Raw genomic sequence first — 24,885 nt, forward strand, 5'->3', positions numbered from 1 at the left:
TACCACATGACCACCGCCGGAGACATCATGCACCGTGGCGCCCAGTGGATCCCCGCCCACGAGACCCTGGACCGGGCGGCGCAGCTGATGCGCGAACTCAAGGTGGGCGCCCTGCCCATCAGCGACGAGAACGAACGGCTCTGCGGCATCCTCACGGACCGCGACATCGTGATCGGCTGCGTGGCCATGGGTCACGACCCGGCCCGCGTCACCGCGGGCGAGATGGCCAAGGGCACCCCGCGCTGGATCGACGCGAACGCCGACGTCAGTGACGTACTCGGCGAGATGCAGGAACACCAGATCCGTCGCCTCCCTGTGATCGAGAACAAGCGCCTGGTCGGAATGATCAGCGAGGCCGATCTGGCCTCGCACCTGACGGACGGACAACTCGCGGGCTGGGTCGAGAGCGTCTACGCGAAGAGCGACTCGCGCTGAGGGGCGGAGCGTCCGACAGCGGACACCGATGCCTCCGTGCGTGTCCTCCGGGCACACCGTGAACTCGCGCTCGTCCGGCGAACCGTGCCGGACGAGCGCGGTCACAGCCAGCCGTTCCGCTTGAATCCCCGGTAGAGGGTGGAGCACGCGACCGCGATCACGCCGATCGCCAGGGGATATCCGAACTTCCAGTGCAGCTCCGGCATGTGCTCGAAGTTCATGCCGTAGACACCGCAGACCATCGTCGGCACGGCGATCAGCGCGGCCCACGCCGTGATCTTCCGCATGTCCTCGTTCTGCGCCACGCTCACCTGTGCGAGGTGCGCCTGCAGGATCGAGTTGAGCAGTTCGTCGAACGCGGCTATCTGCTCGGCTGCGCGCAGCTGGTGGTCGGAGACGTCCCGGAAGTAGGCCTGTATCTCCGGGTCGATCACCCGTATCGGCCGTGTGGCGAGGTCCATGATGGGCCGCCCCAGCGGAACCACCGCCCGCTTCAGCTCCAGCAGTTCACGTTTGAGCTGGTAGATGTGGCCGGGGTCGGCCCGCGCGCCGTCCGCCGCGAACACGGCCGTCTCGACCTCGTCGATGTCCTCCTGGACGGAGGCCGTGACATTCAGATAGTCGTCCACCACGTGGTCCGCGATCGCGTGCAGTACGGCGGCCGGTCCCTTGGACAGCTGCTGGGGGTCGGCTTCCAGCTCTTCCCGCAGTGGTCCCAGTGAGCCGTGCCGGCCGTGCCGGACCGTCACCACGAAGTCCCGGCCGACGAACACCATGATCTCGCCGGTGTTCACCACCTCACTGGTCGCGGTCAGCTCGGTGTGTTCGACGTAGCAGACCGTCTTGAACACCGCGAACAGCGTGTCGCCGTACCGTTCCAGCTTCGGGCGCTGGTGGGCGTCCACCGCGTCCTCGACCGCCAGCGGGTGCAGGTCGAAGAGCTCGGCGATGCCCGCGAACTCCACCTCGGTCGGCTCGTGCAGCCCGAGCCAGACGAAACCGCCGTCGGCTTTGCGGACCCGCTCCACCGTCTCGACCAGATCGCGGCCGGCGGGGACCCTGGCCCCTTCCTCGTACGCCACGCAGTTCACCACCGCGGAACCCAGCGGTGACCGGGCGGGGTGGCTCAGGTCGACACGGGCACGCCGCCGCGTCAGCCGTGCCACTTTGCGGAGGCCGCCGACCTTGCTCAGGCTCGTGACCCTCCGCAGATTCCCTGCCATGGACATCTGGATCTCCTTGCGTGGATCTCCTCGCGCCGCACTCTGCGCCTTGCCGCGGCCAGTCTGCCAGGATGTTTCGACGGCCGGTTCGGCCTGTGGGAACGGAACATTCCGCTCCGGTGAATGCTCCGGAACGGTTCCCGAACCTGTTCCCGGATCTGCTGGCTGACGGGGCGTCGGCCGAGTGGCGGCGCTGCGCGAAGGTGACCCGGACGCCGCGGACCTCTCGTGTGCGACGCGCTCACGTCGGGAGCGTCGACCCTCGGCTGAAACCGTGAAAAATGGGATGATCGGTGCATGATGCGAACCGACGGACATCTCCTCGACAACCGCCAGCCCGAGGCGGGGCAGCGATTCGACGCCCTCGCCGCTCTCTTCGACCCCACGACGTTCCGGCACATGGAGCGGTTCGGCATCGGATCCGGCTGGCGCTGCTGGGAGGTGGGAGCGGGCGGTATGTCGGTGGTGTCCTGGCTCGCCAAGAGGGTCGGACCCACCGGCAGGGTCTTCGCGACCGACCTCGACACCTCCTGGGCACCCCTGGCCGTACGCCCGCCGATTCAGCTGCGCGTCCACGACGTGGGCGTCGACGAGCCGCCGGCGGAGGGTTTCGACCTCGTGCACGCCCGGCTCGTTCTCGCTCATGTGCCGGACAGGGAGCGGGCCTTGCGCACGATGACCAGGGCGCTGCGGCCCGGCGGCCGGCTCCTGGTCGAGGACGCCGATCCCACTCTGCAGCCGCTGGCCTGCCCGGACGAGCGGGGCCCCGAGCAGCAGCTGGCCAACCGGGTACGCCATGCCATGCGCTCCCTGCTCGCGGAGCAGGGCGCCGAGCTCTCGTACGGGCGTCGGCTTCCCCGGCTGCTCCGCGAGGCCGGACTGCGCCAGGTCGAGGCGGACGCCTGTTTCCCGCTCACGTCGCCCGCATGCGGGGCCCTGGAGGCCGCGACGGTCGGCCAGGTCCGCGACCAGCTCGTCACGGCGGGCCTCGCCACCGACCAGGACATCGACCAGCACCTGGCGAACGTGGCCGCCGGTGGCATGGACCTGGCCACGGCACCGCTGATCTCGGCATGGGGGCGCAAGGTGTAGCCGAGTGAGGGCGGTGACATGAAGCGGAGGCCGGGCTATGCATACGGGCCCGGTGTGTCCGGAGCCTCCGCGTCCGATCGGTCCGGCGCCTTGGGACCCGGTGTGTCCGGCGTCTTGGCGTCTCGTCCGTCCGGCCTGCCGCCTACCTGTGCCACCGCCCGGGCCCCGGCCCGGCATCCCTCGGCGGCTGCCTCCTCCGGTCGGCCGCCCGCGAGCAGGGCGGCCAGGAAAGCTCCGGTGAAGGCGTCACCGGCGCCCGTGGTGTCGACAGGAGTCACCGCTTCCGCCGGAACCCTCGCCCGGACCGCCCCCGACCGGGCGACAAGGGCCCCGGTACCGCCCTGCTTGACCACCACCAGCGGAAAATGGCGGCTCAACTTGGCCGCCGCGTCCGCCGTATCGGGCAGGCCCGTCAGCAGCCGGGCCTCGTCCCGGCTCGGCAGCAGGACGTCGACGCCCTCGGCGAGCGAGAGGAAACGGTCCACGCCCAGTTCGGCGAGGAACCCCGCCGAGGCGGGATCCACGCTCACCGGCACTCCACGCGCGCGTGCCGACTCCATCGCCGCCGACACCAGCGCGCGGGAGGGCTCCGAGAAGAACAGATAGCCCGACAGGTGCAGCCGTGCGACACCGTCGAGCAGCGCGGCAGACCAGTCGTCGGCGTCAAGACGCAGGGAAGCACCGCTGTCCGTGAGGAAGGTGCGTTCCGCCGAGGCATCCGCGTCCACCAGGCAGATCACCGTCCCCGTCGGTGCCTGCGCGTCGACGACCAGGAGGGGAAGCACCCCGGAGGCGACCAGTTCCCGCTCGTGCCACGCCGTCGAATCGGCGCCCACCCGGCCGAGGAACCGCACCTCCGTACCGGTTCGACGGGCCGCCCAGCACGCGACGTTGGCGCCCGCGCCGCCCGGCACGGTCCGGACGGCCGCGGCCGTGTCGGTGCCCGGGGCGAGCGGCCCGCGATGCCGGGCGACGACGTCGGTGATGACATCACCGACGACAAGGAGAGCCCCGCCGGCACCGACCGCCCCCGTCACACCTGTGCCCAGGCCGCCGCGATCCGCCCCGCGAGCCGTACGTTGCCGCGTACCGCCGCCAGGTTGGCCTCAAGTGACGCCCCGTCGGTGTGGCGCACCAGATGGTCGAGCAGGAACGGTGTGACCGCCTGGCCGCTCACACCCTCCGCCTCGCACGCGTGCAGTGCGTCGGCGAGCACACGCGCGTGCAGCGCGGGATCCAGCTGCTGCGCCCCGGGCACGGGATTGGCGATGATCAGTGCCGCGGCGGGCCCGTCCAGGGTGTCCTGTGCGCGCATGACGGCCGCGACCTCGCCCGGCGACTCCAGAGTCCACTCCACCGGGTGCCCCGAGTCCGACAGATAGAAGCCGGGAAAGCGGTCCGTGCCGTATCCGGCGACCGCGACGCCCAGCGTCTCCAGGCGCTGCAGGGTCGCCGGCACGTCCAGGATCGACTTCACTCCCGCGCACACCACGGTGATCCGGGTACGCGCGAGGAGCCCCAGGTCGGCGGACTCGTCCTGTGTCAGCGTCCACTCCCGGTGTACGCCTCCGAGGCCGCCCGTGGCGAAGACCCGTACCCCGGCCTGCGCGGCCAGCAGGGCCGTCGCCGACACCGTGGTCGCCCCGCTGGCCCCGGTGGCGATCGCCAGCGGCAGATCGCGATGTCCCAGCTTGCGGATGCCGTCCTCGTTGGCGACCCGCTCCACCTGCTCCTTGTCGAGGCCCACATGGGGCTGCCCGTCGAGCACGGCGATCGTCGCCGGGACGGCCCCCTCCTGGCGCACGGCCTCCTCCAGCTCCAGCGCCACCTGGAGATTGCGCGGACGCGGCAACCCGTGCGCGATGATCGTGGACTCCAGGGCCACCACGGGCCGACCCGTGGCGAGCGCCTCCCGAACCTCTTCGGACACCATCAGCACGCGCGTGCCTCCTGTCTGTCGGTTCTCCTCTCATCCCTGGCGGGCGGCGCGCCCGGCCAAACCCCCGCGCACGCGCGAGGTACGAAAGGGGGTCTCCACGCGCGCGTGGAGACCCCTTCTCACGCCCGAGGGAGCGCTCAGACAGGCCGTATGCCGGTCAGTGCGCCGTGCGGGTCGAGGACGTACTTACGGCTGGCGCCCTGGTCGAACTCGGCGTAGCCGCGCGGCGCGTCCTCCAGGCCGATCACCGTCGCGTTGACGGCCTTGGCGATGTGCACCCGCTCGTGGAGGATCGCCTTCATCAGCCCCCGGTGGTACTGCATCACCGGACACTGACCTGTGGTGAAACGGTGGCTCTTCGCCCACCCCAGACCCAGCCGCACCTTGAGCGTGCCGGTCCGCGCGTCCTGGTCGACCCCACCGGGATCGTCCGTGACGTACAGGCCCGGGATGCCGAGCGAGCCGCCCGCGCGCGTGAGGCCCATCAGCGAGTTGAGGACCGTGGCGGGCGCCTCCGGGGCGTCGGGGCCGTGGGCCCGTGCCTCGAAGCCGACCGCGTCGACGGCCACGTCCACCTCCGGCTCACCGAGGATCTGGTCGATCTGTTCGCCGACGTCGCCCTGGCTGACGTCGACCGTCTCGCAGCCGAAGCTCCGGGCCTGCGCGAGGCGTTCGGCGTTGAGGTCGCCGACGATGACGACGGCGGCGCCGAGCAGGTGCGCCGATGCCGCGGCGGCGAGACCGACCGGCCCCGCACCGGCCACGTACACCGTCGAGCCGACCCCGGCGCCCGCGCTCACCGCGCCGTGGAAGCCCGTCGGGAAGATGTCCGACAGCATGGTCAGGTCGAGCAGCTTCTCCCGTGCCTGCTCCCGGTCCGGGAACCGCAGCAGATTGAAGTCCGCGTACGGGATCATCGCGTACTCCGCCTGGCCGCCGACCCAGCCGCCCATGTCGACGTAGCCGTAGGCCGCCCCAGGACGGGCCGGGTTGACGTTCAGACAGATGCCGGTCTTGCGCTCCTTGCAGTTGCGGCACCGCCCGCAGGCGATGTTGAAGGGCACCGAGACGATGTCCCCGACATCGAGGAACTCCACGTCCGGGCCCCGCTCGATGACCTCTCCGGTGATTTCGTGCCCGAGGACGAGACCCTCGGGCGCGGTCGTACGGCCGCGCACCATGTGCTGGTCGCTGCCGCAGATGTTGCTGGCGAGTACTTTCAGGATGACTCCGTGCCGGCACGTGCGGCCGATGTTCGCGGAGGCCACTCCCGGTCCGTCCTGCAGTTCGAGCGTCGGGTAGTCGATGGTCCTGACTTCCACCGCGCCCGGCTTGAGGTACGCGACTGCCCTGTTCCCGCTCATACGTGATCGCCGTCCCTTCGGCCCCCGTGCCTTCGGATGCCAGTGGTGGTGCGCACGGCGGAGTCTGCTACCGGCGAACCGTTCCGGCCAGCCTTCGCGCGGGCCCCATCGGGCACATCACGGACGGGACCTTCCGCGCCGGGTGAACAGCGCCAGCGCGCCGAGCGGCAGCAGCAGGCACGCGGCGACGGCGTTCAGCCAGCCGTAGCCCGCCTGTGCGACGACGAGACCCGCGGCGGCTCCGCCGAGTCCCGCCGAGGCGTTCATGGTCAGGTCGGAGAGTCCCTGCGCGGCGGCGCGCGCGGGCTGCGGCACGGAGTCCGTCAGCAGCGCGGAGCCGGAGACGAGACCGGCGGACCAGCCGAGGCCCAGCAGGAAAAGCCCGGCGGCGGTCTGCCGGTGATCGGCGCCCGCGGTACCCGCGAGCAGGGCCGCACAGGCCAGCAGGGCCACGGCCAGGCCTATCCCCGAGAGGCGGCCGAACCGGTCGGACAGCCGCCCCATGAGGGGCGAGAACGCGTACATCCCCGCGATGTGGACGCTGATGACCAGTCCGATCAGATCGATGCCCGCCCCATGGTGGCCGAGATCCAGCGGAGTCATCGACATGACCGACACCATCGCCGTGTGCGACACGGCCACCGTCACCAGAGCCAGCCGTGCACGCGGGGACGCCCGGACGGCGGCCGCCCCCGCCCTGATGGACCGCGCCGCGGGGGACCGCTCCTCGATTGGCGCCAGCGCGCGGGCGGTGAGCAGCGGATCGGGCCGCAGCAGCACCGCGACCAGCAGCGCGGACAGGAGAAACACCCCGGCCGCCCACACGAAGGGGCCCGCCGCCTCCGGTATGCCGAGCCCGGAGACGCTGCGGCCCGCGGGCGCGGCGATGTTGGGGCCGAGGACCGCGCCGATCGTCGTGGCCCACACGACGTTGGAGATTGCCTGTGCCCGCCGCTCCGGCTCGGCCAGATCGGCGGCAGCGAACCGCGCCTGCAGATTCGCCGAGGAGGCCGCGCCGAAGCCCGCCATGCCGACCAGCAGCAGCGGGAAGCTGCCCATGACCGCGCCTGCCACCACGATCCCGGCCCCCGACGCGCCGATAAGGTAGGCCAGCACGAGCCCCGGCCGGCGACCGCGCGCGGTCATCAGCGCGGCCAGCGGCACCGAGAGCACCGCCGTCCCGGTGACGGTCGCGGTGGGCGCGAGCCCGGCGAGCGACTCCGTACCGGCGACTTCCTGGGCGAGGACCACGGCGAGCGCGATGCCCGTGGCCACGCCGAGCCCGCCGAGGATCTGACTGGCGATGAGCACGGCGGAGGTCCGGCGTCGCAGCGCGGGCAGTCCGGCCGCGTCGAAGGGCACGGCGACCGGCCGCTCGACGGCGGTCACCGCGGACACGTCCGAGCGAGCGGAACGAGGGCGCGTACGCGGCCCGGATCGGCGAACCGCACCGGGTCGGACGCGTACACACGAGTGAAGTCGGGCGTGGTCACCGGCGCAGTCTCCCCCCTCGTCCTGAGCTCAGGACACCCCCAAGACAACAGCGGCGGCCTCGAACCCGAGCCCTTCCAGAAGCCCGATAGCTAGAACAACGGCTCCGGCAGCACCCCTTCCAGAGCCAGCAGCTTCCGCTTGGTCTCCACGCCGCCCCCGAACCCGCCGATGCCGCCGTCCCTCTCCACGACCCGGTGACAGGGCACGACGACCGGCAGCGGATTGGCTCCCATGGCCATCCCCACCGCCTGGGCCGCCCCCGGCTGGCCGACGCGCCGCGCCAGGTCGCCGTAGCCCACCACCGCCCCGTAGGGAACGCCGGACGCCAGCTCGCGCAGCACCTGACGGTTGAAACCGGAGATCAGGGACCAGTCCAGGGGCAGCTCGAAGTCGCGCCGCTCGCCCGCGAAGTACGCCGCGAACTGACGTATCGCCTCGGCCAGCGCAGGGGAACCAGGCGCTTCGACCGGCTCGGTGGCGAACCGCCCTCCGAGCCGCTCCAGGGTCTTGTCGCGCACCTCGTCCGTGGCGTGGAAGACGACGCTGACCAGGCCCTCGCCGGTCGCCGCCAGCAGCAGCGGGCCGATGGCGCTGTCGACGACGGCCCACACCACCCGCTGCTCGTCCCGCTCATGGCTGTTCATGTGTTCCACGGTACGGCGCACCACTGACAACGCCAGTGGCGTGGACGCGTCCGGGCGTCCGGCCATCGGCGACAGGCCGTAGGTCAGGGCGCTCAGCTCTCGCGAAGAGCCTTCCGCACCACGTCGGGCTTGTTCGTGATGACGCCGTTCACTCCGAGACCTGCGACACGCCGCGTGTCCGCAGCGGTGTCGACGGTCCAGGTGAAGATCTCCAGTGGCTTGCCGTGCGGCCCTTCGAACGCGTGGATCGCCGCGACGTACCCGCGGGAGATCGTCGTGTGCGACGAGTTGATCTGGTCGGCGAACCGCGCGTACGCGGGCAGCTCCGCGACCGACGGGGTGCCCAGGAATCCCGTCTTGACGTCGGGCCGCAGGGAGTGCACCTTGCGCACACTGTCCGCGCTGAAGCTCTGGATCACCAGCTTGCGCCGTACGGAGGCCGGGCCCAGCCAGCCCTCGTTGCTGAGGGTTTTGAGGGTCTCCCGCTCGATGCCCGGGTACAGCTGCGGGTTCTTGATCTCCAGGACGAGCTTCTGGTGGTTGCGCGAGACCCGGTTCATGTACTGCTTCAGCGTCGGAACGCGAGCACCCTTGTAGCGGGCACTGAACCAGCTGCCCGCGTCGAGGCGGGCGATCTCCGCGGCGGTGAAGTCCTTCACCTTCCAAGGGGCCCTCTTGGGGAAGACCTGCTCCACATCGGTCGTGCGGGCCAGGCTGTCGTCGTGGATCACGACGAGCTTGCCGTCCTTCGTGCGCTGGACGTCGTTCTCGACCCAGGTGAACCCGAGACGGGCCGCCCGGTCGATGGCGGCGAGGGTGTTCTCGGGGGCTTGGGCCGAGGCTCCGCGGTGTGCGATGACCAGGGGCTGGTCGGTGCTCACGGCTGCGTGGGCGAGGGGGGCGGGGAGAACGACGGCGGCTCCCAGGAGCGCGGTGGTCGTGGCGGCGGCAGCGCGCGCGTGCATGCGGTCTCCTAGCGTCTGCGATCACGGACGGTCTCAGAGTGACAGCAGGGGGTCAACTTTAGGGGGGTACAGGATGGCCATAAATTGAATGGAGTTGCCCAAGCCCGATCACGTGTGCCGCACAACTGGGGCAAGGTCGTGATTCTTTGCCGGAAAATCGTTCGACCGTTCAGGTGCGAGTCATACTCTCTGCGACAACCCTGGTCGCCGAGGCGCTCCTGGGGCGGGGGCATTTCACGGAATTCCGGGATGTAACAGGGCGGAAAGGCAACCGCGCATGCAGGGCACGGTCGACGGATTCAGCTACGGACTCGTCACGCCGCTCGTGGCGTACCTGATGGCGTGTCTCGGCGGAGCGCTCGGTCTGCGCTGCACCACGAGGTCGATGCTCGTCACCCGCTCCTGGCGTCCGGGCTGGCTCGCCCTCGGGTCCGCGGCGATCGGCTCCGGCATCTGGACCATGCACTTCATCGCGATGATGGGGTTCTCCGTCAGGGAGAGCCCGGTGAACTACGACATGCTGATGACCTTCGCGAGTCTCGGCGTCGCGATCGTCATGGTCGGCATCGGGATCTTCATCGTCGGATACCGGGGAGCCTCCGGAACGGCCCTGTTCACCGGGGGCACCATCACCGGACTCGGCGTCGCCTCCATGCACTACCTGGGCATGGCCGGAATGCGCCTCAACGGGAAGCTTGAGTACAACACCCTCACCGTCGCCGCCTCGGTCGTCATAGCCGTCGCCGCCGCGATCGCAGCCCTGTGGGCGGCGGGCCAGGTCCGCGGCTTCCTGTGGAGCGTGGGCGCGAGCCTCGTCATGGGCCTCGCCGTCAGCGGCATGCACTACACGGGGATGGCCGCCCTCAGCGTCCATCTGCACGGCGCCACCAGCGCCCCCGCCGGGGACTCGCCCGCCTCCCTGCTCGCGCCCCTGATGATCGGCCCGCTGGCCTTCCTGCTGCTCGCCGGCGTCGTCGTGATGTTCGACCCGCTGATGGTCATGGGCAAGCCCGACTGGAGCGCCGCCGAGCAGAAGCCCGGCATCCCGGCCCACACGGTCCACCCCACCGGTCGCGGACGCGTGCCCGGCCCGCGCTCCCGCCACCACGACGATTCACGGACCCCGCAGAACCGGTGAGAGGACCCCGTTGTCAGTGCGGGGTCGTACGGTTGATTCCATGCGGCCCGTATCCAAGATCGAACGCACGGTGGCGCCTTTCGAGGTCGTCAGTCCCTACCAGCCCAGCGGCGACCAGCCCGCTGCCATCGCCGACCTTGAGCGGCGCGTCCTCGCCGGTGAGAAGGATGTCGTCCTCCTCGGCGCCACCGGCACGGGAAAGTCCGCCACCACCGCGTGGATGATCGAGAAGCTGCAGCGCCCCACCCTCGTGATGGCGCCGAACAAGACGCTGGCCGCCCAGCTCGCCAACGAGTTCCGAGAGCTCCTGCCGAACAACGCGGTCGAGTACTTCGTCTCGTACTACGACTACTACCAGCCCGAGGCCTACGTCCCGCAGTCGGACACCTACATCGAGAAGGACTCCTCGATCAACGAGGAGGTGGAGCGGCTGCGTCACTCCGCCACCAACTCGCTGCTCACCCGACGCGACGTCGTCGTGGTCGCCTCGGTCTCCTGCATCTACGGCCTGGGCACGCCGCAGGAGTACGTGGACCGCATGGTCAACCTCAAGGTCGGCGACGAGATCGACCGCGACGACCTGCTCCGGCGCTTCGTCGACATCCAGTACACGCGCAACGACCTGGCCTTCACCCGCGGCACCTTCCGCGTCCGCGGCGACACCATCGAGATCTTCCCGGTCTACGAGGAGCTGGCCGTCCGCATCGAGATGTTCGGTGACGAGATCGAGGCCCTCTCCACGCTGCACCCGCTCACCGGCGAGATCATCACCGACGACCAGCAGCTGTACATCTTCCCGGCCACCCACTACGTCGCCGGGCCCGAGCGCCTGGAGCGCGCCGCCAACGACATCGAGAAGGAACTGGGCGAGCGCCTGTCCGAGCTGGAGAAGCAGGGCAAGCTCCTGGAGGCGCAGCGGCTGCGCATGCGCACGACGTACGACCTGGAGATGCTCCGCCAGATCGGCTCCTGTTCCGGCGTCGAGAACTACTCGATGCACTTCGACGGCCGCGAGCCCGGCTCCCCGCCGAACACGCTGCTCGACTACTTCCCGGACGACTTCCTGCTCGTCATCGACGAGTCGCACGTCACGGTTCCGCAGATCGGCGCGATGTACGAGGGCGACGCCTCCCGCAAGCGCACCCTCGTCGACCACGGCTTCCGGCTGCCCTCCGCCCTGGACAACCGCCCCCTGAAGTGGGAGGAGTTCCAGCAGCGCATCGGACAGGCCGTCTACCTGTCGGCGACGCCCGGCAAGTACGAGCTCTCGCGCGGGGACGGTTTCGTCGAACAGATCATCCGCCCCACCGGCCTCATCGACCCCGAGGTCGTCGTCAAGCCCACCGAGGGCCAGATCGACGACCTGGTGCACGAGATCCGCAAGCGCACCGAGAAGGACGAGCGCGTCCTGGTCACCACGCTCACCAAGAAGATGGCCGAGGACCTCACCGACTACTTCCTGGAAATGGGCATCCAGGTCCGGTACCTGCACAGCGACGTCGACACCTTGCGCCGGGTCGAACTGCTGCGGGAGCTGCGCGCCGGTGAGTACGACGTCCTCGTCGGCATCAACCTCCTCAGGGAAGGCCTCGACCTGCCCGAGGTCTCCCTGGTGTCGATCCTCGACGCCGACAAGGAGGGCTTCCTGCGCTCCGGCACCTCGCTGATCCAGACCATCGGCCGCGCGGCGCGCAACGTGTCCGGTCAGGTCCACATGTACGCCGACAAGATCACCCCGGCGATGGAGAAGGCCATCGACGAGACCAACCGCCGCCGGGAGAAGCAGGTCGCATACAACACGGAGCGGGGCATCGACCCCCAGCCCCTCCGCAAGAAGATCAACGACATCGTGGCGCAGATCGCCCGCGAGGACGTCGACACGGAGCAGCTGCTCGGCTCGGGCTACCGCAAGTCGAAGGACGGCAAGAGCGCCAAGGCCCCGGTGCCCGCACTGGGATCCAAGGCGGCCAAGGGAACCAGGTCCGGCAAGGACAAGGCGACCGTGCCGACCGATCGCCCCGCAGCGGAGCTCACCGGGCAGATCGAGGAGATGACGGAGCGGATGCGCGCCGCCGCCGCCGACCTGCAGTTCGAGATCGCCGCGCGACTGCGTGACGAGGTCTCGGAGATGAAGAAGGAGCTGCGGCAGATGAAGGAGGCGGGTATCGCCTGACGTCCCGGTCGGCGCGCAGTGTTGCAAGACCGACACAAAGTGTGCACCGGGCTTCGGGGCTGTCAGTGGCTCTGCGTAGGGTTGCTGGTCAACCGCAGGATTCTGCGGCAACAGGGGAGACAGTCCGAGAAGGGAACAGCGCGTGACGGTCAACATGACCAAGGGTCAGGCCATCAGTCTGCAGAAGAACGACGGAGGCACGCTGACCGCGGTGCGCATGGGGCTCGGCTGGCAGGCCGCCCCGCGACGTGGCCTGTTCGGTTCTCGCACCCGCGAGATCGACCTCGACGCGTCCGCCGTGCTGTTCGCCGACAAGCAGCCGGTCGACGTGGTGTTCTTCCGTCACCTCGTCAGCGACGACGGCTCCGTGCGGCACACCGGTGACAACCTCGTCGGCGGCGTGGGCCAGGGCGGCGACGACGAGGCGATCCTCGTCGACCTCGCGCGCATCCCGGTCCACATCGACCAGATCGTCTTCACCGTGAACTCGTTCACGGGCCAGACGTTCCAGGAGGTGCAGGACGCGTTCTGCCGTCTGGTCGACGAGACCAACGGCCAGGAGCTGGCCCGCTACACCCTGGCGGGCGGCGGGCAGTACACCGCGCAGATCATGGCGAAGGTCCACCGCGCGGGCGCGGGCTGGCAGATGACGGCCCTCGGCACGCCTGCCAACGGCCGTACCTTCCAGGACCTGATGCCGGCGATCCTGCCGCACCTGTAGTCACGTCCGGCCAGTCGGCCCGGCGCCGGCACATGAGTACACAGGGGGAACGAAGGCGATGACGGCTGAGCTGGTCCGGGGGCAGAACCACCCGCTCTCCCAGGCCCGACTTGAGATCCGGGTGTCGGCCGGCAAGCCGGTCGTGGCCGGGGCCACGCTCAGCGACGAGCACGGCAAGGTGCAGGGAGTCGAGTGGGTGGCCCATCCGGGCTCACCCACTCTGCCGGGCATAGAGGTGTCCAAGCAGGCGGCTGCCGATCACCGGCTCGCGTGCGACCTCGACGCCCTGCCGGAGACCGTGCACCGGGTCAGTGTGCTTCTGGCCCTGCCGACCGGAGTAGGCGGTCCGGTCCGGTTCGGCGCCGTCGCCGCCCCCTTCGTCGCGGTCACCGGACTCGACGGCTCCGAGGTCGCCAGCTACACGGTCACGGGTCTCGACGCAGAGTCGGCCGTCGTCGCACTGGAGCTCTACCGCAGGCAGGGCGCCTGGAAGGTACGCGCCGTGGGCCAGGGATACGCGGGCGGCCTCGCCGAGCTCCTCACCGACCAGGGCCTTCCCCAGGCCCGTCAGCTCGCGGGCAGCATCAACGAAGCGGTCGTCCAGGGCCTCGCGCGCTCGGTGGCCGCGCCACCGCCCCGTGCGGCCGACGGCGACCGCTCCCGGCATGCCGCGACACCCGCGCTGGGGCAGGACCAGGGCGGATCGACGTCCCCAGGAGCGCCCGGCCAGGTGTCACCGCAGCACGGGCACCCCGGCGGCCAGGGACCCATCGCGTCCGGTGCCGGGCCCGGGGCGCCGCAGGCCGCCTATCCCACGGCTTCCGCACCGGCGGACCCGTCCGCCGTCACACACCCCGCCGGGGCCGGCGGCCCCGTCAACTACAGCCACCCCGGCCGGCAGGCCGCCGCACCGCCTCCGCCCCCGCCGACCGCACCCCCGGCCCGGCCGGGGCAGCCCGCCCAGCCCGTGGCGGGCGACGCGACCGGCTGGTCCATGGAGGAGCGCCTGTACAACCAGGTGTGGGGCATGTTCGAGGACCTGGCCCGCTCCACCGCCGCGTACCGCAGCGCGGTCGACTTCGCCGAGTCCCGCATGGAGCAGGAACTCGACAAGGCTCTGTCCGACCCGCGCGCCCGGATCGGCGGCCAGGGCGATGCCGCCCGCGAGGCGGCCCGCGCCAAGCACGCCGAGCTGGTCGACCGGGCCAGGGAGGCGCTCGACCGAGACCTCGCCCAGCTCACCGCGGAGGCCGAGGTCGTCGAACCGGCACTGCCACCCGCGTTCGCCCGGTGGGACAACCCCGCCTGGCACGGCTACCGCGTCCCGATGGAGATCCCCATGGCCGTGCGCCTGGGAGATCTGCACCTGCCCGAGAGCGCCGGCCTCAGCATTCCGATGCTGGTGCGGCTGCCGCTGGAACGCGGACTGTGGATCGACAGCGGCCGTACGGGGTCGTTCGAGGGTTCGATCGCGGACTCCGACGACCTGCGCCGCCTCGCCATGGACACGGCCGTGGCGCACGCGGCCCGGCTGCTCGCCGTCTATCCGGCGGGCGAGTACACCGTGCACGTCATCGACGCGGCCGGCTCGGCGGCCTCGTCCCTCGCGCCGCTGGTGAGCACCGGAGTCCTCGCGGCGCCGCCCGCCGTGGGCGCCGCGGGAGTGAACGAGGTACTGGCCCGGCTGACCCAGCGGGTCGACCTGGTGCAGATGGCGATCCGGGGCGGGGCGGCCGACTCACTGCCGTCCGATCTCGACCCGGCCGAGCAGCTGCTGATCGTCAACGACTTCCCGCACGGCTTCGACGACCGTGCCGTGACCCAGCTGCGCTATCTCGCGGACGAGGGACCGGCCGTCGGGGTGCACCTCATGCTGGTCGCCGACCGGGAGGACGCCGCCGCCTACGGGCCGCTGCTCGACCCGCTGTGGCGGTCTCTGCTCCGGCTCACGCCGGTGCCCGACGACCACCTCGCCGACCCCTGGGTCGGACACACATGGACCTACGACCCTTCGCGTGTCCCGCCGGGCAGCCAGGTGCTCCAGCACGTCCTCACCCAGGTCGCGACCGCCCGTCGCTCCTGGAACCGCTGAGGTCCGCCGGGGTTCACCCGCTGAGCCCTGTCGGCCCTCCCCAGCTTCACCAAGGGTTCGTCAAATCCTCTGACCAGCGCACTTGGCACTCCTTTTACCAATCTCTTTACCTTTCCTTGGTGATTGGGGTACTGTCGTGAGTGCGGAGGGGAGTACTCCCTACCTACTGCGACGTACCCGTCAATACGGATCCGGCCGGATCCCGGGGCGTCGGCCCGGATAACCCCGGGCGCATCATGCGCCCCGGACACATCGGGTGGAAGAGACCTCCAGCAGCGACGACGCTGACACTTGCCGTTACGAACTGCCGGAGGCGCAGTGGATGTTTCCGTGACCCTTTGGGTCCTGACGATCGTGGGCCTCGCCGCCCTCATCGCGGTCGATTTCTTCATCGGCCGCAAGCCGCACGACGTGTCCATCAAGGAAGCGGGGATCTGGACGGTTGTCTGGATCGTCCTGGCCGCGCTGTTCGGACTCGGACTGCTGCTCTTCTCCGGCGGCCAGCCCGCCGGTGAGTTCTTCGCCGGCTTCATCACCGAGAAGTCGCTGAGCGTCGACAACCTCTTCGTCTTCGTTCTGATCATGGCGAAGTTCGCGGTGCCCACGCAGTACCAGCAGCGCGTGCTGCTGATCGGTGTGCTCATCGCCCTCGTCCTGCGCGCGATCTTCATCGCCGCGGGTGCCGCGATCCTGGCGAGCTTCGCGTGGGTCTTCTACATCTTCGGCGCGTTCCTCATCTACACCGCGTGGAAGCTGATCCAGGAAGCCCGCGCCGACGACGAGGACGAGGAGTTCGAGGAGAACCGCCTCCTCAAGGCAGTCGAGCGCCGCTTCGGTGTCGCCGACCGCTACCACGGCACCAAGCTGTGGATCCAGCAGAACGGCAAGCGGGTCATGACCCCGATGCTGGTCGTGATGCTCGCGATCGGCACCACCGACGTGCTCTTCGCGCTCGACTCGATCCCCGCGATCTTCGGCCTGACGCAGGACCCGTACATCGTGTTCACGGCCAACGCCTTCGCGCTCATGGGTCTGCGACAGCTGTACTTCCTCATAGGCGGACTGCTCAGGAAGCTGGTCCACCTCAGTTACGGCCTGTCGGTCATTCTCGGATTCATCGGCATCAAGCTGGTGCTGCACGCGCTGCACGAGTCCGGCGTCCACGTCCCGGAGATCTCGATCCCGGTCTCCCTCGGTGTGATCTGCGGTGTCCTCGTGATCACCACGATCACCAGCCTCATGGCCTCCAAGAAGCAGGCGGCCGAAGAGGCGCGGCAGGCCGAAGGCCCGCAGAAGGGTGACGGGTCCCAGAAGGACAGCATCGACGTCTGACCGCGTCGGACGTAGAAACAACCAGCACCGGGAGCGACGCTCGGCGAATTGCCGACGACCGCTCCCGGTGCTTGCTTGTGTGCTGAGCGGTCCCCGGCCCGGGGGCGCGGCCGAGTGGAGGTACCCATGAAGTTCGCGCAGATCATCGACTTCGAGACCGAGCGCATCGACGAGTTGCGGGAGCTGGTCCGCGAGGCCGAGAAGGGCTCGGCCGGACACGGCGGCGGCCCCACGTACCGCATGGTCCTGCAGGACCGGAACACGCCGAACCGCTACCTCGTGCTCCTTGAGTTCGAGTCGTTCGACGAGGCGATGCGCAACAGCGAAGACCCCGGGACGACCAGGATGGCGGAGCGCATGGCGGAGCTGTGCAGCAGGCCGCCCCAGTTCACCGACTGCGATGTACGCGAGTCGTCCGAACTGAAGTAACGGCTGGACCAGCAGGGGCGCCCCCGGCGGCGACGGCCACGGGCACGGCCGGCACGCCCAGCCGCACCCGCACCCGCACCCGCACCCGCAGCCGCAGCCGCGGGTACGGACGCGGCTGCGGGCGGGGCCGCGTGCAGCCGGGACTGCCCGCCGCCGGAGTGCGGGGCTCGCTTGTGACTGCGACGATCGCTGCATGATCGTTCGGCTTCGGTCACTCGTGACGCAGTGGACGGCCGTCGTGCCCGTGATCGCGATCGTCCTGCTGGCCCTCACCTGGGGACGGGGGCTGCCCGGCGCGGTCGTGGCCCTCGTGACGCTGGTGCTGGCCGGCGCCGTGCTGGCCGCGGTGCACCACGCCGAGGTGGTCGCCCACCGGGTCGGGGAGCCCTTCGGCTCGCTGGTCCTCGCCGTCGCCGTCACGATCATCGAGGTGGCGCTGATCGTCACTCTCATGGCGGACGGCGGGGACAAGAGCGCCACACTGGCCCGTGACACCGTTTTCGCGGCCGTGATGATCACCTGCAACGGTATCTTCGGCCTGAGTCTGCTCGTCGCCTCCCTGCGGCACGGCCTGGCCGTCTTCAACGCGGAGGGCACCGGCGCCGCCCTGGCGACCGTGGCGACCCTGGCGACGCTCAGCCTGGTGCTGCCGACCTTCACCACCAGCAAGCCGGGGCCGGAGTTCTCCACGGCCCAGCTCACCTTCGCCGCACTCTCCTCCCTCGTCCTGTACGGCATGTTCGTGGCCACACAGACCGTGCGGCACCGCGACTACTTCCTGCCGATCACCCGGCAGGGAGAGGTGATTGACGCGGACGACCACGCCGACACCCCGCCTTCCAGGACCGCCCTGGTCAGTCTGGGCTTCCTCGGCCTGGCTCTCGTCGGCGTGGTCGGCCTCGCCAAGGGCGTCTCGCCCACCATCGAGTCCGGGGTGGAGGCGGCCGGGATGCCGCACTCCGTGGTCGGCGTGATCATCGCTCTGCTCGTGCTGCTCCCCGAGACGATCGCCGCACTGCGATCCGCCCGGCGTGACCGGGTGCAGACCAGCCTGAACCTCGCCCTCGGTTCGGCGATGGCGAGCATCGGCCTGACCATCCCGGCCGTGGCGGTCGCGTCCATCTGGCTCTCCGGACCCCTCGTTCTCGGCCTGGGCTCGACCCATATGGTGCTGCTCGCCCTGACCGTGGTGGTCAGCTCGCTCACGGTGGTCCCCGGCCGGGCGACCCCGCTGCAGGGCGGAGTGCATCTGGTGCTGTTCGCGGCGTATCTGGAGCTTGCGATCAATCCGTAGACGTCCGGGACCCGGGTGGGGAGCGGTACGCGTACCGGCGGCACGACCGTTGGTGCGACCTGCGGAAGCAGCCCGCGCAAACGCTTGCGCAAGCGTTTACGCGGGCTGCTTCCGCAAGCGTTGACGCACGAACGCCGAAGCCGCTCAGCTCGTCGCCGGTTCCACCGCCGCCACCTTCACGAACCGTGTCTCCGGGAGCAGTGCGAAGCAGCCGAGGCTGAGCAGCGCGATGCCCGTCAGATAGGCGGCCACGCCCCACGGGACCCGCCCGCTCTGATCGGCGATCGCCGTCGCCACGATCGGAGTGAGCGCGCCCCCGAGCACCCCGCCCAGGTTGTAGCCCACGGCCGCGCCCGTGCAGCGCACCCGTGGCTCGTACAACTCCGGCAGATACGCGGCGATCACGGCGAACATCGTCACGAACGCGATCAGGGCCACCAGGAAGCCCAGGAACATCAGCAGCGGTTCCCCCGTCGACAGCAGCGCGATCATCGGGAACATCCATACGGCGGCACCCGCGCAGCCGGCCAGACACAGCGGCCGCCGCCCGTAGCGGTCGCTCAGAACGGCCACCAGGGGAGTGAGCGCACCCTTCACCACGACGGCCGCCATGATGATGGCCAGCATGACGGTACGGCTCACCCCGAGCCGTTCGGTCGCATAGGCGAGGGACCAGGTTGTCACCGCGTAGAACAGCGCGTATCCGACAGAGAGCGCCCCGGCCGTCAGCAGTACGAGGCGCCAGTGGCCGCGGACCACCTCGACGAGCGGCACGCGTGCGTGCTCCCGCATTTCGAGGAACCTCGGGCTCTCGGCGAGCGAGGAGCGCAGCCACAGCCCGGCCGCCGCGAGCACGCCCGCCGCCCAGAACGGCACCCGCCAGCCCCAGGACGCGAACTGCGCGTCGGAGAGTGTCGCCGACAGGCCCAGCATCACGCCGTTGGCGAGGACGAACCCCAGTGCCGGTCCGATCTGGGGGAAGCTCGACCACAGCCCGCGACGGTCCGGGGGCGCGTGCTCGGCGGTCAGCAGCACCGCCCCGCCCCACTCCCCGCCGAGCCCGAGACCCTGCAGAAAACGCAGCACGAGGAGCAGCACGGGAGCGGCCGTACCGATGGAGGCGTATGTCGGTACGCAGCCCACCGCGACGGTCGAGGCACCGGTGAGCAACAAGGAGGCGACGAGTACGGGCCGCCGGCCGTGCCGGTCCCCGATGTGCCCGAACAGGACCGAGCCGAGGGGCCGCGCCACGAACCCGACACCGAAGGTTCCGAACGCCGCCAGGGTCCCCGCCAGCGGCGAGAACGTCGGGAAGAACAGCGGGCCGAGGACGAGCGCCGCCGCCGTCCCGTAGATGAAGAAGTCGTAGAACTCGATGGCGGTCCCGGCGAGTGCCGCGGCCGCGAGTCGCAGCATGGAAGGGGGCTTTACTGTGCGTGCACGGTGCATGCCGCGTCAACTACCCACGGTCACCATGAGTTACGGGGGCGCGCGGGAGCCCGGACGGCCTCGGTACGCCCCCGTAACGCGCCGGGCCCTCAAGGGGGCCCTCTCCGGTGTTCGCGCACCGTGATAGACCGGGTCCGAGCAGCGGTCCTGAACGGGCCGACCCATCCGACCGGACCGGAGGAACCGTGCCCCGCACCCTGGCCAGCGCCCCCATCATGATTCTCAACGGCCCCAACCTGAACCTCCTCGGCCAGCGGCAGCCGGAGATCTACGGTTCCGACACCCTCGCCGACGTCGAGGCGCTGTGTGCCAAGGCGGCGGCCGCGCACGGCGGGACGGTCGACTTCCGGCAGTCCAACCACGAGGGCGAACTGGTCGACTGGATCCACGAGGCACGCCTCAACCACTCCGGAATCGTGATCAACCCGGGCGCCTACTCGCACACCTCTGTGGCGATCCTGGACGCCCTCAACACCTGCGACGGCCTGCCCGTGTTGGAGGTCCACATCTCCAACATCCATCAGCGCGAGGCCTTCCGGCACCACTCGTACGTCTCCCTGCGCGCCGACGGTGTCATCGCGGGCTGCGGGGTGCAGGGGTACGTGTTCGGGGTGGAGCGGGTCGCCGCGCTGGCGGGGACGGGGCGGGCGGAGGCCTGACGGCGGTCGATGTCAGTGGCGGGTGCCACCATCGACACATGACCGCTCAGAGTCGTCCCGCCTCCACGATCCGGCGCAGGAAGCGCCGCGTGCGCTCCTCCCGTGGCTCGCCGAAGATCTCCTCGGCCGTGCCGCGCTCCAGTACGACCCCGCCGTCGAGGAAGCAGACCTGGTCCGCGACATCCCGGGCGAAGCCCATCTCGTGCGTGGCCAGCACCATGGTCATGCCGTCCTCCTTCAAGTCCCGGACGACAGCCAGGACTTCACCCACCAGCTCCGGGTCAAGGGCGGCCGTGACCTCGTCGAGGAGCAGCAGCCGGGGGCGTACGGCCAGAGCGCGGACGATCGCCGCCCGTTGCTGCTGGCCGCCGCTCAGCCGGTCCGGGTACTCGTCGGCCTTGGCGCCCAGCCCCAGCCGGTCGAGCAGCTCACGGGCGCGCGCCTCGGCCTCCGCCCGCCCCGTGCCGTGCACGCGCCGCGGGGCGAGCGTGATGTTCTCCAGAACGGTCATGTGCGGGAACAGGTTGTACGCCTGGAAGACCACGCCGATACGGCGGCGCACGGCGTCCTGGTCGGCCCGCGGGTCGGTGATCTCCTCGTCGTCCAGCCAGATGGCGCCGTCGTCGATCTCCTCCAGGAGGTTCGCGCAGCGCAGCAGCGTGGACTTGCCGGAGCCGGAGGCCCCGATCAGCGCCGTCACCGTGTGCGGAGCGACCTCCAGGTCGACGTCACGCAGCACGACCGAGCCGCCGAAGGACTTGCGGACGGCCTCCATACGCAGCACGGGACGCGGTACCGGCGCGGCAGGCTCCATGGCCGCCCTGCCGGTCTCCCCGTCTGTCGTCCCGCTCATATGGTTCCTCCCTGTGCCCGCCGGCGGTCCATCCGTGCCGTGACCCAGTCCGTGAAGCGGGTCATCGGAATGGTCAGCGCGACGAATACCAGCCCCGCGACGATGTACGGCGTGTAGTTGAGACTGCGGCCCACGATGATGTCCGCGGCACGCACGGCGTCGACCGCGCCGCCGATCGAGACGAGCCCGGTGTCCTTCTGCAGGGACACCAGGTCGTTGAGGAGCGGCGGCACCTGACGGCGTACGGCCTGGGGGAGGACCACGTACCGCAGTGCCTGACGGTTGTTCAGCCCGAGCGAGCGTGCCGCGGCCCGCTGCGAGGGGTGGACGGACTCGATGCCGGCACGGAACACCTCGGCGACGTACGCGGAGTACGTCAGGGTGAGCGCCGTGCCGCCCAGCAGCACCGGGTCCACCGTGATGCCCTGCAACCGCAGCGCCGGCACACCCAGGACCACGATCATCAGATTGATGATCAGCGGGAGACCACGGAAGAAGTCGGTGTACGCGGCGGCCAGCGCCCGGAGCGGGAAGAACACCGGGCCGCGCAGGGTGCGGGCGACAGCGATCAGCATGCCTAGGGCGAGGACCGCCGCGCCGCACACCAACAGCAGCCGGACGTTCAGCCACAGCCCTTCGAGGACCTTGGGGAACGCCTCGCGCGCGTACTGCGCGTTGAAGAACGTCTCCTTGGTGCGCGGCCAGCCGGGCGCGTTGACGACGACGAGGTAGAGGACGACGCCGGTCACCAGGGTGGAGAGCGCGGCGATCGCCGTCGCACGCCGGGCGCGGGAGCGTTTGTGGCGTTCCCGCTCGATCCGGCGCTGCGAGGGGACGTACGGATCGTGCGAGTCCTCCTCGGCAGCCCCGCCCGACTCCTCCTTAGCGAACGTCACTTGAGCACCGGCGCGTCCACGGCGTCGGACAGCCACTGCTTCTCGATGGCGGCGAGGGATCCGTCCGCACGCAGGGCGTCCACGGCGTCAGTTACGCACGACGTGAGCGCGCTGCCCTTGTCCAGCACGAGCCCGAACTGCTCCGGTGTGCCGCCCTGGTTCTCGAACTGCCCGACGATCCGCGCGTCCGTGACCTCGGCCGCGGTGACGTAGAACGCGGTCGGCAGGTCCACCACGATGGCGTCCACCTGCCCGTTCTTCAGTGCGGACTTGGCCTGGTCGTTCTTCGCGTACGCGGCCGGATCCTCCGTCGGCTTCACCACGTCGTCGATATAGTCGAGGCTGGTGGTGCCGACCTGGGCGCCCAGTTTGACGTTCTTCAGGTCGGCGACACTCTTCGCCCCGGCGGCCTCGGAGCCCTTGAGCGCGATGACCGCCTGGCGTACGTCGTAGTAGCCGGAGGAGAAATCGACGGCCTTCTTGCGCTCGTCGCTGATCGACACCTGGTTGATGTCGAAGTCGAAGGTCTTCTCACCGGGAGCGAAGGCCTTGTTGAAGGGCACGCTCTGCCAGACGACGTCGCCCTTGTCGTAGCCGAGCCGCTTCGCGACGGCGTACGCGACGGCCGACTCGAAGCCCTCGCCGCTCGCCGGCTTGCCGTCCTTGAACCACGGCTCGTACGCGGGCTCGTCCGTCGCGATCGTCAGCTTCCCGGAGACCTCGGTGGACAGGTCGCCCTCCGCACACGACGCCGGGGAGGACTTGTCGGCGGCCTTGTCCTCGGACTGCGGCGCACAGCCGACGGCGACGGCGAGCAGAGCGACGGTGGCGGCGGTGCGGGCCCCGCGCAGGGTGCTTCGAGCAGGATGCATGGCGGGAGAGTGGCAGGGCCCGGGCCCGGCTGTCGAGGTCGCGTCGACAACCGTCCGCATAGTGGGAACGGGTGTTGCAATGCTGTGAACTGGGCTGACACCGGGGCGGTTTCGGCGCCCGGGGCGGTGGCCGCCGGACGTCGGCCACCGCTACCGGGCGGGGCCGCCGGCCGAGGGCGGGGAACGAAGGGCCGGCGACCCGTCCGGCGCAGGAGCCGTCATCCTGTGCGGGACTGCCACCAGTGGACAGCGCGCTCTCGTGCGCGGGGAGCGCGCACAAGGCACCGGTGCGAGCGCTCGGTTCACACGGGGCGCGTGGGTCTGTGCCGCGAGCCCCACTGCCGTACTGGGGTCGCGCGGTGATCTGACCGTTGGACGGGGCTGAGCGCGCGGTTCCCCGCGCCCCCTCGGGGCTCGTAGCGCGGGTTGTCTACCAGCCCCGTGCGCGCCACTCCGGCAGGTGGGGGCGCTCCGCGCCCAGTGATGTGTCGTTGCCGTGGCCCGGGTACACCCAGGTCTCGTCCGGCAGCGTGCCGAAGATCTTCGTCTCGACGTCGTGGATCAGACTCGCGAAGGCCTTCGGATCCTTACGTGTGTTGCCCACACCACCCGGGAAGAGACAGTCCCCCGTGAACACATGCGGGTGGCCGTGCGGGTCGTCGTAGACCAGGGCGATCGAGCCGGGGGTGTGGCCCACCAGGTGGCGGGCGGTCAGTTCCACGTGGCCGACCCGGATCGTGTCGCCGTCCCCGACCGGTACGTCCGTCGGGACGGGGATGCCGTCGGCGTCGTCCCGTCCCGCGTAGGTACGCGCGCCCGTGGCCGCCACGACCTCGGCGAGGGCCTGCCAGTGGTCGCCGTGCTGGTGCGTGGTCACGACGGAGGTGATTCCGTCGGCGCCGATCAGGGTGAGCAGGGTGGCGGCGTCGTTCGCCGCGTCGATCAGCAGCTGCTCGTCCGTGGCCCGACAGCGCAGCACATAGGCGTTGTTGTCCATCGGGCCGACCGCGACCTTGGAGATCATCAGGCCTTGCAGCTCGTGCACATCCGCAGGGCCGCCGACCCTCACCGCTCCGCTGTACGTCATGCCGCTCAGCCTATAGCGGGGGCAGTGCGGGAAGAGGTCCGCCCTCCGTGCGCAGAGCCGACCCCTCGCGGCGTCCCGCGAGCCAGCCGAGCAGGGCGGGTGCGGGACCGATCACGGTGACCTCGGGGGCATCTCCTGCGTCTTTGGAGTCGCGTCCTGTGCTCCACGCGCGCGTGCCGTCCGTGACGCGGGTGGAGGGGACGTCGGGGTGACCGGCGAAGCGGTCCGCGAGGAAGGCGATCTCCCGCTGCGTGAACTCCTCCGGCAGGTCCTCCAGCTCGTAGCCGATACCCAGGTCGACGTGGTGCAGCTCCACCTCGATCCAGCGCCGGAACGGCACCCGGGACGCCGAGTCGGTGACCCCGTTGCGCAGCTCCACGGTCCGGGACCAGTCGGCGGGAGCGGCCCCGGTCTCCTGGAAGCGGGCAGAGCTGTCACGCAGGTCGATGACTTGTGTCTTCAGGGCGCGGGGGGCGTCCCGTTCGATCTCGGCGTCCCGGGCCTGTCCGGAGGAATACATGGGCCGACCCTCAAGGACGTTCACCAGGGCATCCGCGTTGCGGGCGAGATGGGCCAGGACGTGTCCACGGCTCCAGCCGGGCAGCCGTGACGGTTCGGTCACATCGGCGTTGTCCAGGGCGGCGACTGCGGTGAGCAGCCGTTCGGTCGCGTCACGTACAGACGCCAGGTCGCGCACATGATCGTTCATGCGTCCGACGATATCGCCGCCACAC

Annotated in this window: 23 protein-coding genes; 10 read left to right on the forward strand and 13 right to left on the reverse strand. The window is 70.2% G+C overall.

The window, feature by feature from the left end:
• Window positions 1-6 precede the first annotated feature (6 nt).
• Window positions 7-435 (forward strand): CBS domain-containing protein, encoded by a 429-nt coding sequence (locus C6Y14_RS17400; RefSeq protein WP_107017605.1) that lies wholly within the window; start codon window positions 7-9, stop codon window positions 433-435.
• A gap of 101 nt (window positions 436-536) precedes the next feature.
• Here C6Y14_RS17400 and C6Y14_RS17405 read toward each other — a convergent pair whose 3' ends face one another.
• Window positions 537-1,664, reverse strand: coding sequence for a magnesium and cobalt transport protein CorA (locus C6Y14_RS17405; protein ID WP_107017606.1), 1,128 nt, complete (start codon window positions 1,662-1,664; stop codon window positions 537-539).
• A 291-nt stretch (window positions 1,665-1,955) separates the two neighbouring features.
• On the opposite strand from C6Y14_RS17405, the gene C6Y14_RS17410 reads away from it, so the two are divergent.
• On the forward strand, window positions 1,956-2,750 hold the full coding sequence (locus C6Y14_RS17410; protein ID WP_107017607.1) for a methyltransferase domain-containing protein: 795 nt from the start codon (window positions 1,956-1,958) through the stop codon (window positions 2,748-2,750).
• Between the two features lie 35 nt (window positions 2,751-2,785).
• Here the strand turns inward: C6Y14_RS17410 and C6Y14_RS17415 are convergent, their stop codons facing one another.
• The 6 genes from C6Y14_RS17415 to C6Y14_RS17440 all read right to left on the reverse strand — a co-directional run bounded on the left by C6Y14_RS17415 (window position 2,786) and on the right by C6Y14_RS17440 (window position 9,156).
• Window positions 2,786-3,787 (reverse strand): carbohydrate kinase family protein, encoded by a 1,002-nt coding sequence (locus C6Y14_RS17415; protein ID WP_225891136.1) that lies wholly within the window; start codon window positions 3,785-3,787, stop codon window positions 2,786-2,788.
• Window positions 3,784-4,683 carry a pseudouridine-5'-phosphate glycosidase gene (locus C6Y14_RS17420; RefSeq protein WP_199854771.1) on the reverse strand — a complete coding sequence of 300 codons (900 nt, stop codon included), beginning with the start codon at window positions 4,681-4,683 and terminating at the stop codon, window positions 3,784-3,786. Before C6Y14_RS17420 ends, C6Y14_RS17415 begins: the two co-directional genes overlap by 4 nt.
• Window positions 4,684-4,826: 143 nt before the next feature.
• Complete coding sequence (fdhA, locus tag C6Y14_RS17425; RefSeq protein ID WP_107017610.1) at window positions 4,827-6,053, reverse strand: formaldehyde dehydrogenase, glutathione-independent; 1,227 nt, start codon at window positions 6,051-6,053, stop codon at window positions 4,827-4,829.
• Window positions 6,054-6,170: 117 nt separating this feature from the next.
• Entirely contained in the window at window positions 6,171-7,442 is a 1,272-nt protein-coding gene (locus tag C6Y14_RS17430) for an MFS transporter (RefSeq protein WP_107017611.1), read from the reverse strand.
• A gap of 194 nt (window positions 7,443-7,636) precedes the next feature.
• On the reverse strand, window positions 7,637-8,191 hold the full coding sequence (locus tag C6Y14_RS17435) for a methylated-DNA--[protein]-cysteine S-methyltransferase (RefSeq protein ID WP_107017612.1): 555 nt from the start codon (window positions 8,189-8,191) through the stop codon (window positions 7,637-7,639).
• A 92-nt stretch (window positions 8,192-8,283) separates the two neighbouring features.
• On the reverse strand, window positions 8,284-9,156 hold the full coding sequence (locus tag C6Y14_RS17440) for a glycerophosphodiester phosphodiesterase (RefSeq protein ID WP_107017613.1): 873 nt from the start codon (window positions 9,154-9,156) through the stop codon (window positions 8,284-8,286).
• A 277-nt stretch (window positions 9,157-9,433) separates the two neighbouring features.
• Here C6Y14_RS17440 and C6Y14_RS17445 point away from each other — a divergent pair, with 277 nt between their 5' ends.
• The 7 genes from C6Y14_RS17445 (at window position 9,434) to C6Y14_RS17480 (ending at window position 18,335) form a co-directional block, all read left to right on the forward strand.
• The gene (locus C6Y14_RS17445) at window positions 9,434-10,294 is read left to right on the forward strand and encodes an MHYT domain-containing protein (protein WP_107017614.1); all 861 of its coding nucleotides are present in this window, start codon (window positions 9,434-9,436) and stop codon (window positions 10,292-10,294) included.
• Window positions 10,295-10,334: 40 nt separating this feature from the next.
• Window positions 10,335-12,467, forward strand: coding sequence for an excinuclease ABC subunit UvrB (uvrB, locus tag C6Y14_RS17450; protein ID WP_107017615.1), 2,133 nt, complete (start codon window positions 10,335-10,337; stop codon window positions 12,465-12,467).
• Window positions 12,468-12,609: 142 nt separating this feature from the next.
• Entirely contained in the window at window positions 12,610-13,188 is a 579-nt protein-coding gene (locus C6Y14_RS17455; protein ID WP_055615261.1) for a TerD family protein, read from the forward strand.
• Window positions 13,189-13,246: 58 nt separating this feature from the next.
• Entirely contained in the window at window positions 13,247-15,280 is a 2,034-nt protein-coding gene (locus C6Y14_RS17460) for a TerD family protein (protein WP_107017616.1), read from the forward strand.
• A gap of 318 nt (window positions 15,281-15,598) precedes the next feature.
• Window positions 15,599-16,612 carry a TerC family protein gene (locus tag C6Y14_RS17465; protein ID WP_107017617.1) on the forward strand — a complete coding sequence of 338 codons (1,014 nt, stop codon included), beginning with the start codon at window positions 15,599-15,601 and terminating at the stop codon, window positions 16,610-16,612.
• Window positions 16,613-16,738: 126 nt separating this feature from the next.
• Complete coding sequence (locus tag C6Y14_RS17470; RefSeq protein WP_107017618.1) at window positions 16,739-17,041, forward strand: hypothetical protein; 303 nt, start codon at window positions 16,739-16,741, stop codon at window positions 17,039-17,041.
• Window positions 17,042-17,234: 193 nt separating this feature from the next.
• Complete coding sequence (locus tag C6Y14_RS17480) at window positions 17,235-18,335, forward strand: calcium:proton antiporter (RefSeq protein ID WP_107017619.1); 1,101 nt, start codon at window positions 17,235-17,237, stop codon at window positions 18,333-18,335.
• Between the two features lie 144 nt (window positions 18,336-18,479).
• Here C6Y14_RS17480 and C6Y14_RS17485 read toward each other — a convergent pair whose 3' ends face one another.
• A complete protein-coding gene (locus tag C6Y14_RS17485; protein ID WP_107017620.1) occupies window positions 18,480-19,784 on the reverse strand; it encodes an MFS transporter in 1,305 nt (434 codons plus the stop codon).
• A 185-nt stretch (window positions 19,785-19,969) separates the two neighbouring features.
• Between C6Y14_RS17485 and aroQ the strand changes: the two genes are divergently transcribed.
• Complete coding sequence (aroQ, locus tag C6Y14_RS17490) at window positions 19,970-20,443, forward strand: type II 3-dehydroquinate dehydratase (RefSeq protein WP_107017621.1); 474 nt, start codon at window positions 19,970-19,972, stop codon at window positions 20,441-20,443.
• Between the two features lie 46 nt (window positions 20,444-20,489).
• On the opposite strand, the gene C6Y14_RS17495 is transcribed toward aroQ, so the two are convergent.
• The 5 genes from C6Y14_RS17495 to C6Y14_RS17515 all read right to left on the reverse strand — a co-directional run bounded on the left by C6Y14_RS17495 (window position 20,490) and on the right by C6Y14_RS17515 (window position 24,860).
• The gene (locus tag C6Y14_RS17495; protein ID WP_107017827.1) at window positions 20,490-21,257 is read right to left on the reverse strand and encodes an amino acid ABC transporter ATP-binding protein; all 768 of its coding nucleotides are present in this window, start codon (window positions 21,255-21,257) and stop codon (window positions 20,490-20,492) included.
• Window positions 21,258-21,292: 35 nt separating this feature from the next.
• Window positions 21,293-22,192, reverse strand: a complete 900-nt coding sequence (locus tag C6Y14_RS17500) for an amino acid ABC transporter permease (protein WP_107017622.1) — start codon at window positions 22,190-22,192, stop codon at window positions 21,293-21,295.
• Window positions 22,189-23,064 (reverse strand): ABC transporter substrate-binding protein, encoded by an 876-nt coding sequence (locus tag C6Y14_RS17505; RefSeq protein ID WP_107017623.1) that lies wholly within the window; start codon window positions 23,062-23,064, stop codon window positions 22,189-22,191. Before C6Y14_RS17505 ends, C6Y14_RS17500 begins: the two co-directional genes overlap by 4 nt.
• Window positions 23,065-23,494: 430 nt before the next feature.
• Window positions 23,495-24,151 (reverse strand): MBL fold metallo-hydrolase, encoded by a 657-nt coding sequence (locus tag C6Y14_RS17510; protein WP_107017624.1) that lies wholly within the window; start codon window positions 24,149-24,151, stop codon window positions 23,495-23,497.
• Between the two features lie 10 nt (window positions 24,152-24,161).
• Entirely contained in the window at window positions 24,162-24,860 is a 699-nt protein-coding gene (locus tag C6Y14_RS17515; protein WP_107017625.1) for a maleylpyruvate isomerase family mycothiol-dependent enzyme, read from the reverse strand.
• Window positions 24,861-24,885: the final 25 nt, after the last annotated feature.

Origin of the sequence: Streptomyces dioscori (assembly GCF_003024195.1) — a bacterium.
GTDB lineage: Bacteria > Actinomycetota > Actinomycetes > Streptomycetales > Streptomycetaceae > Streptomyces > Streptomyces dioscori.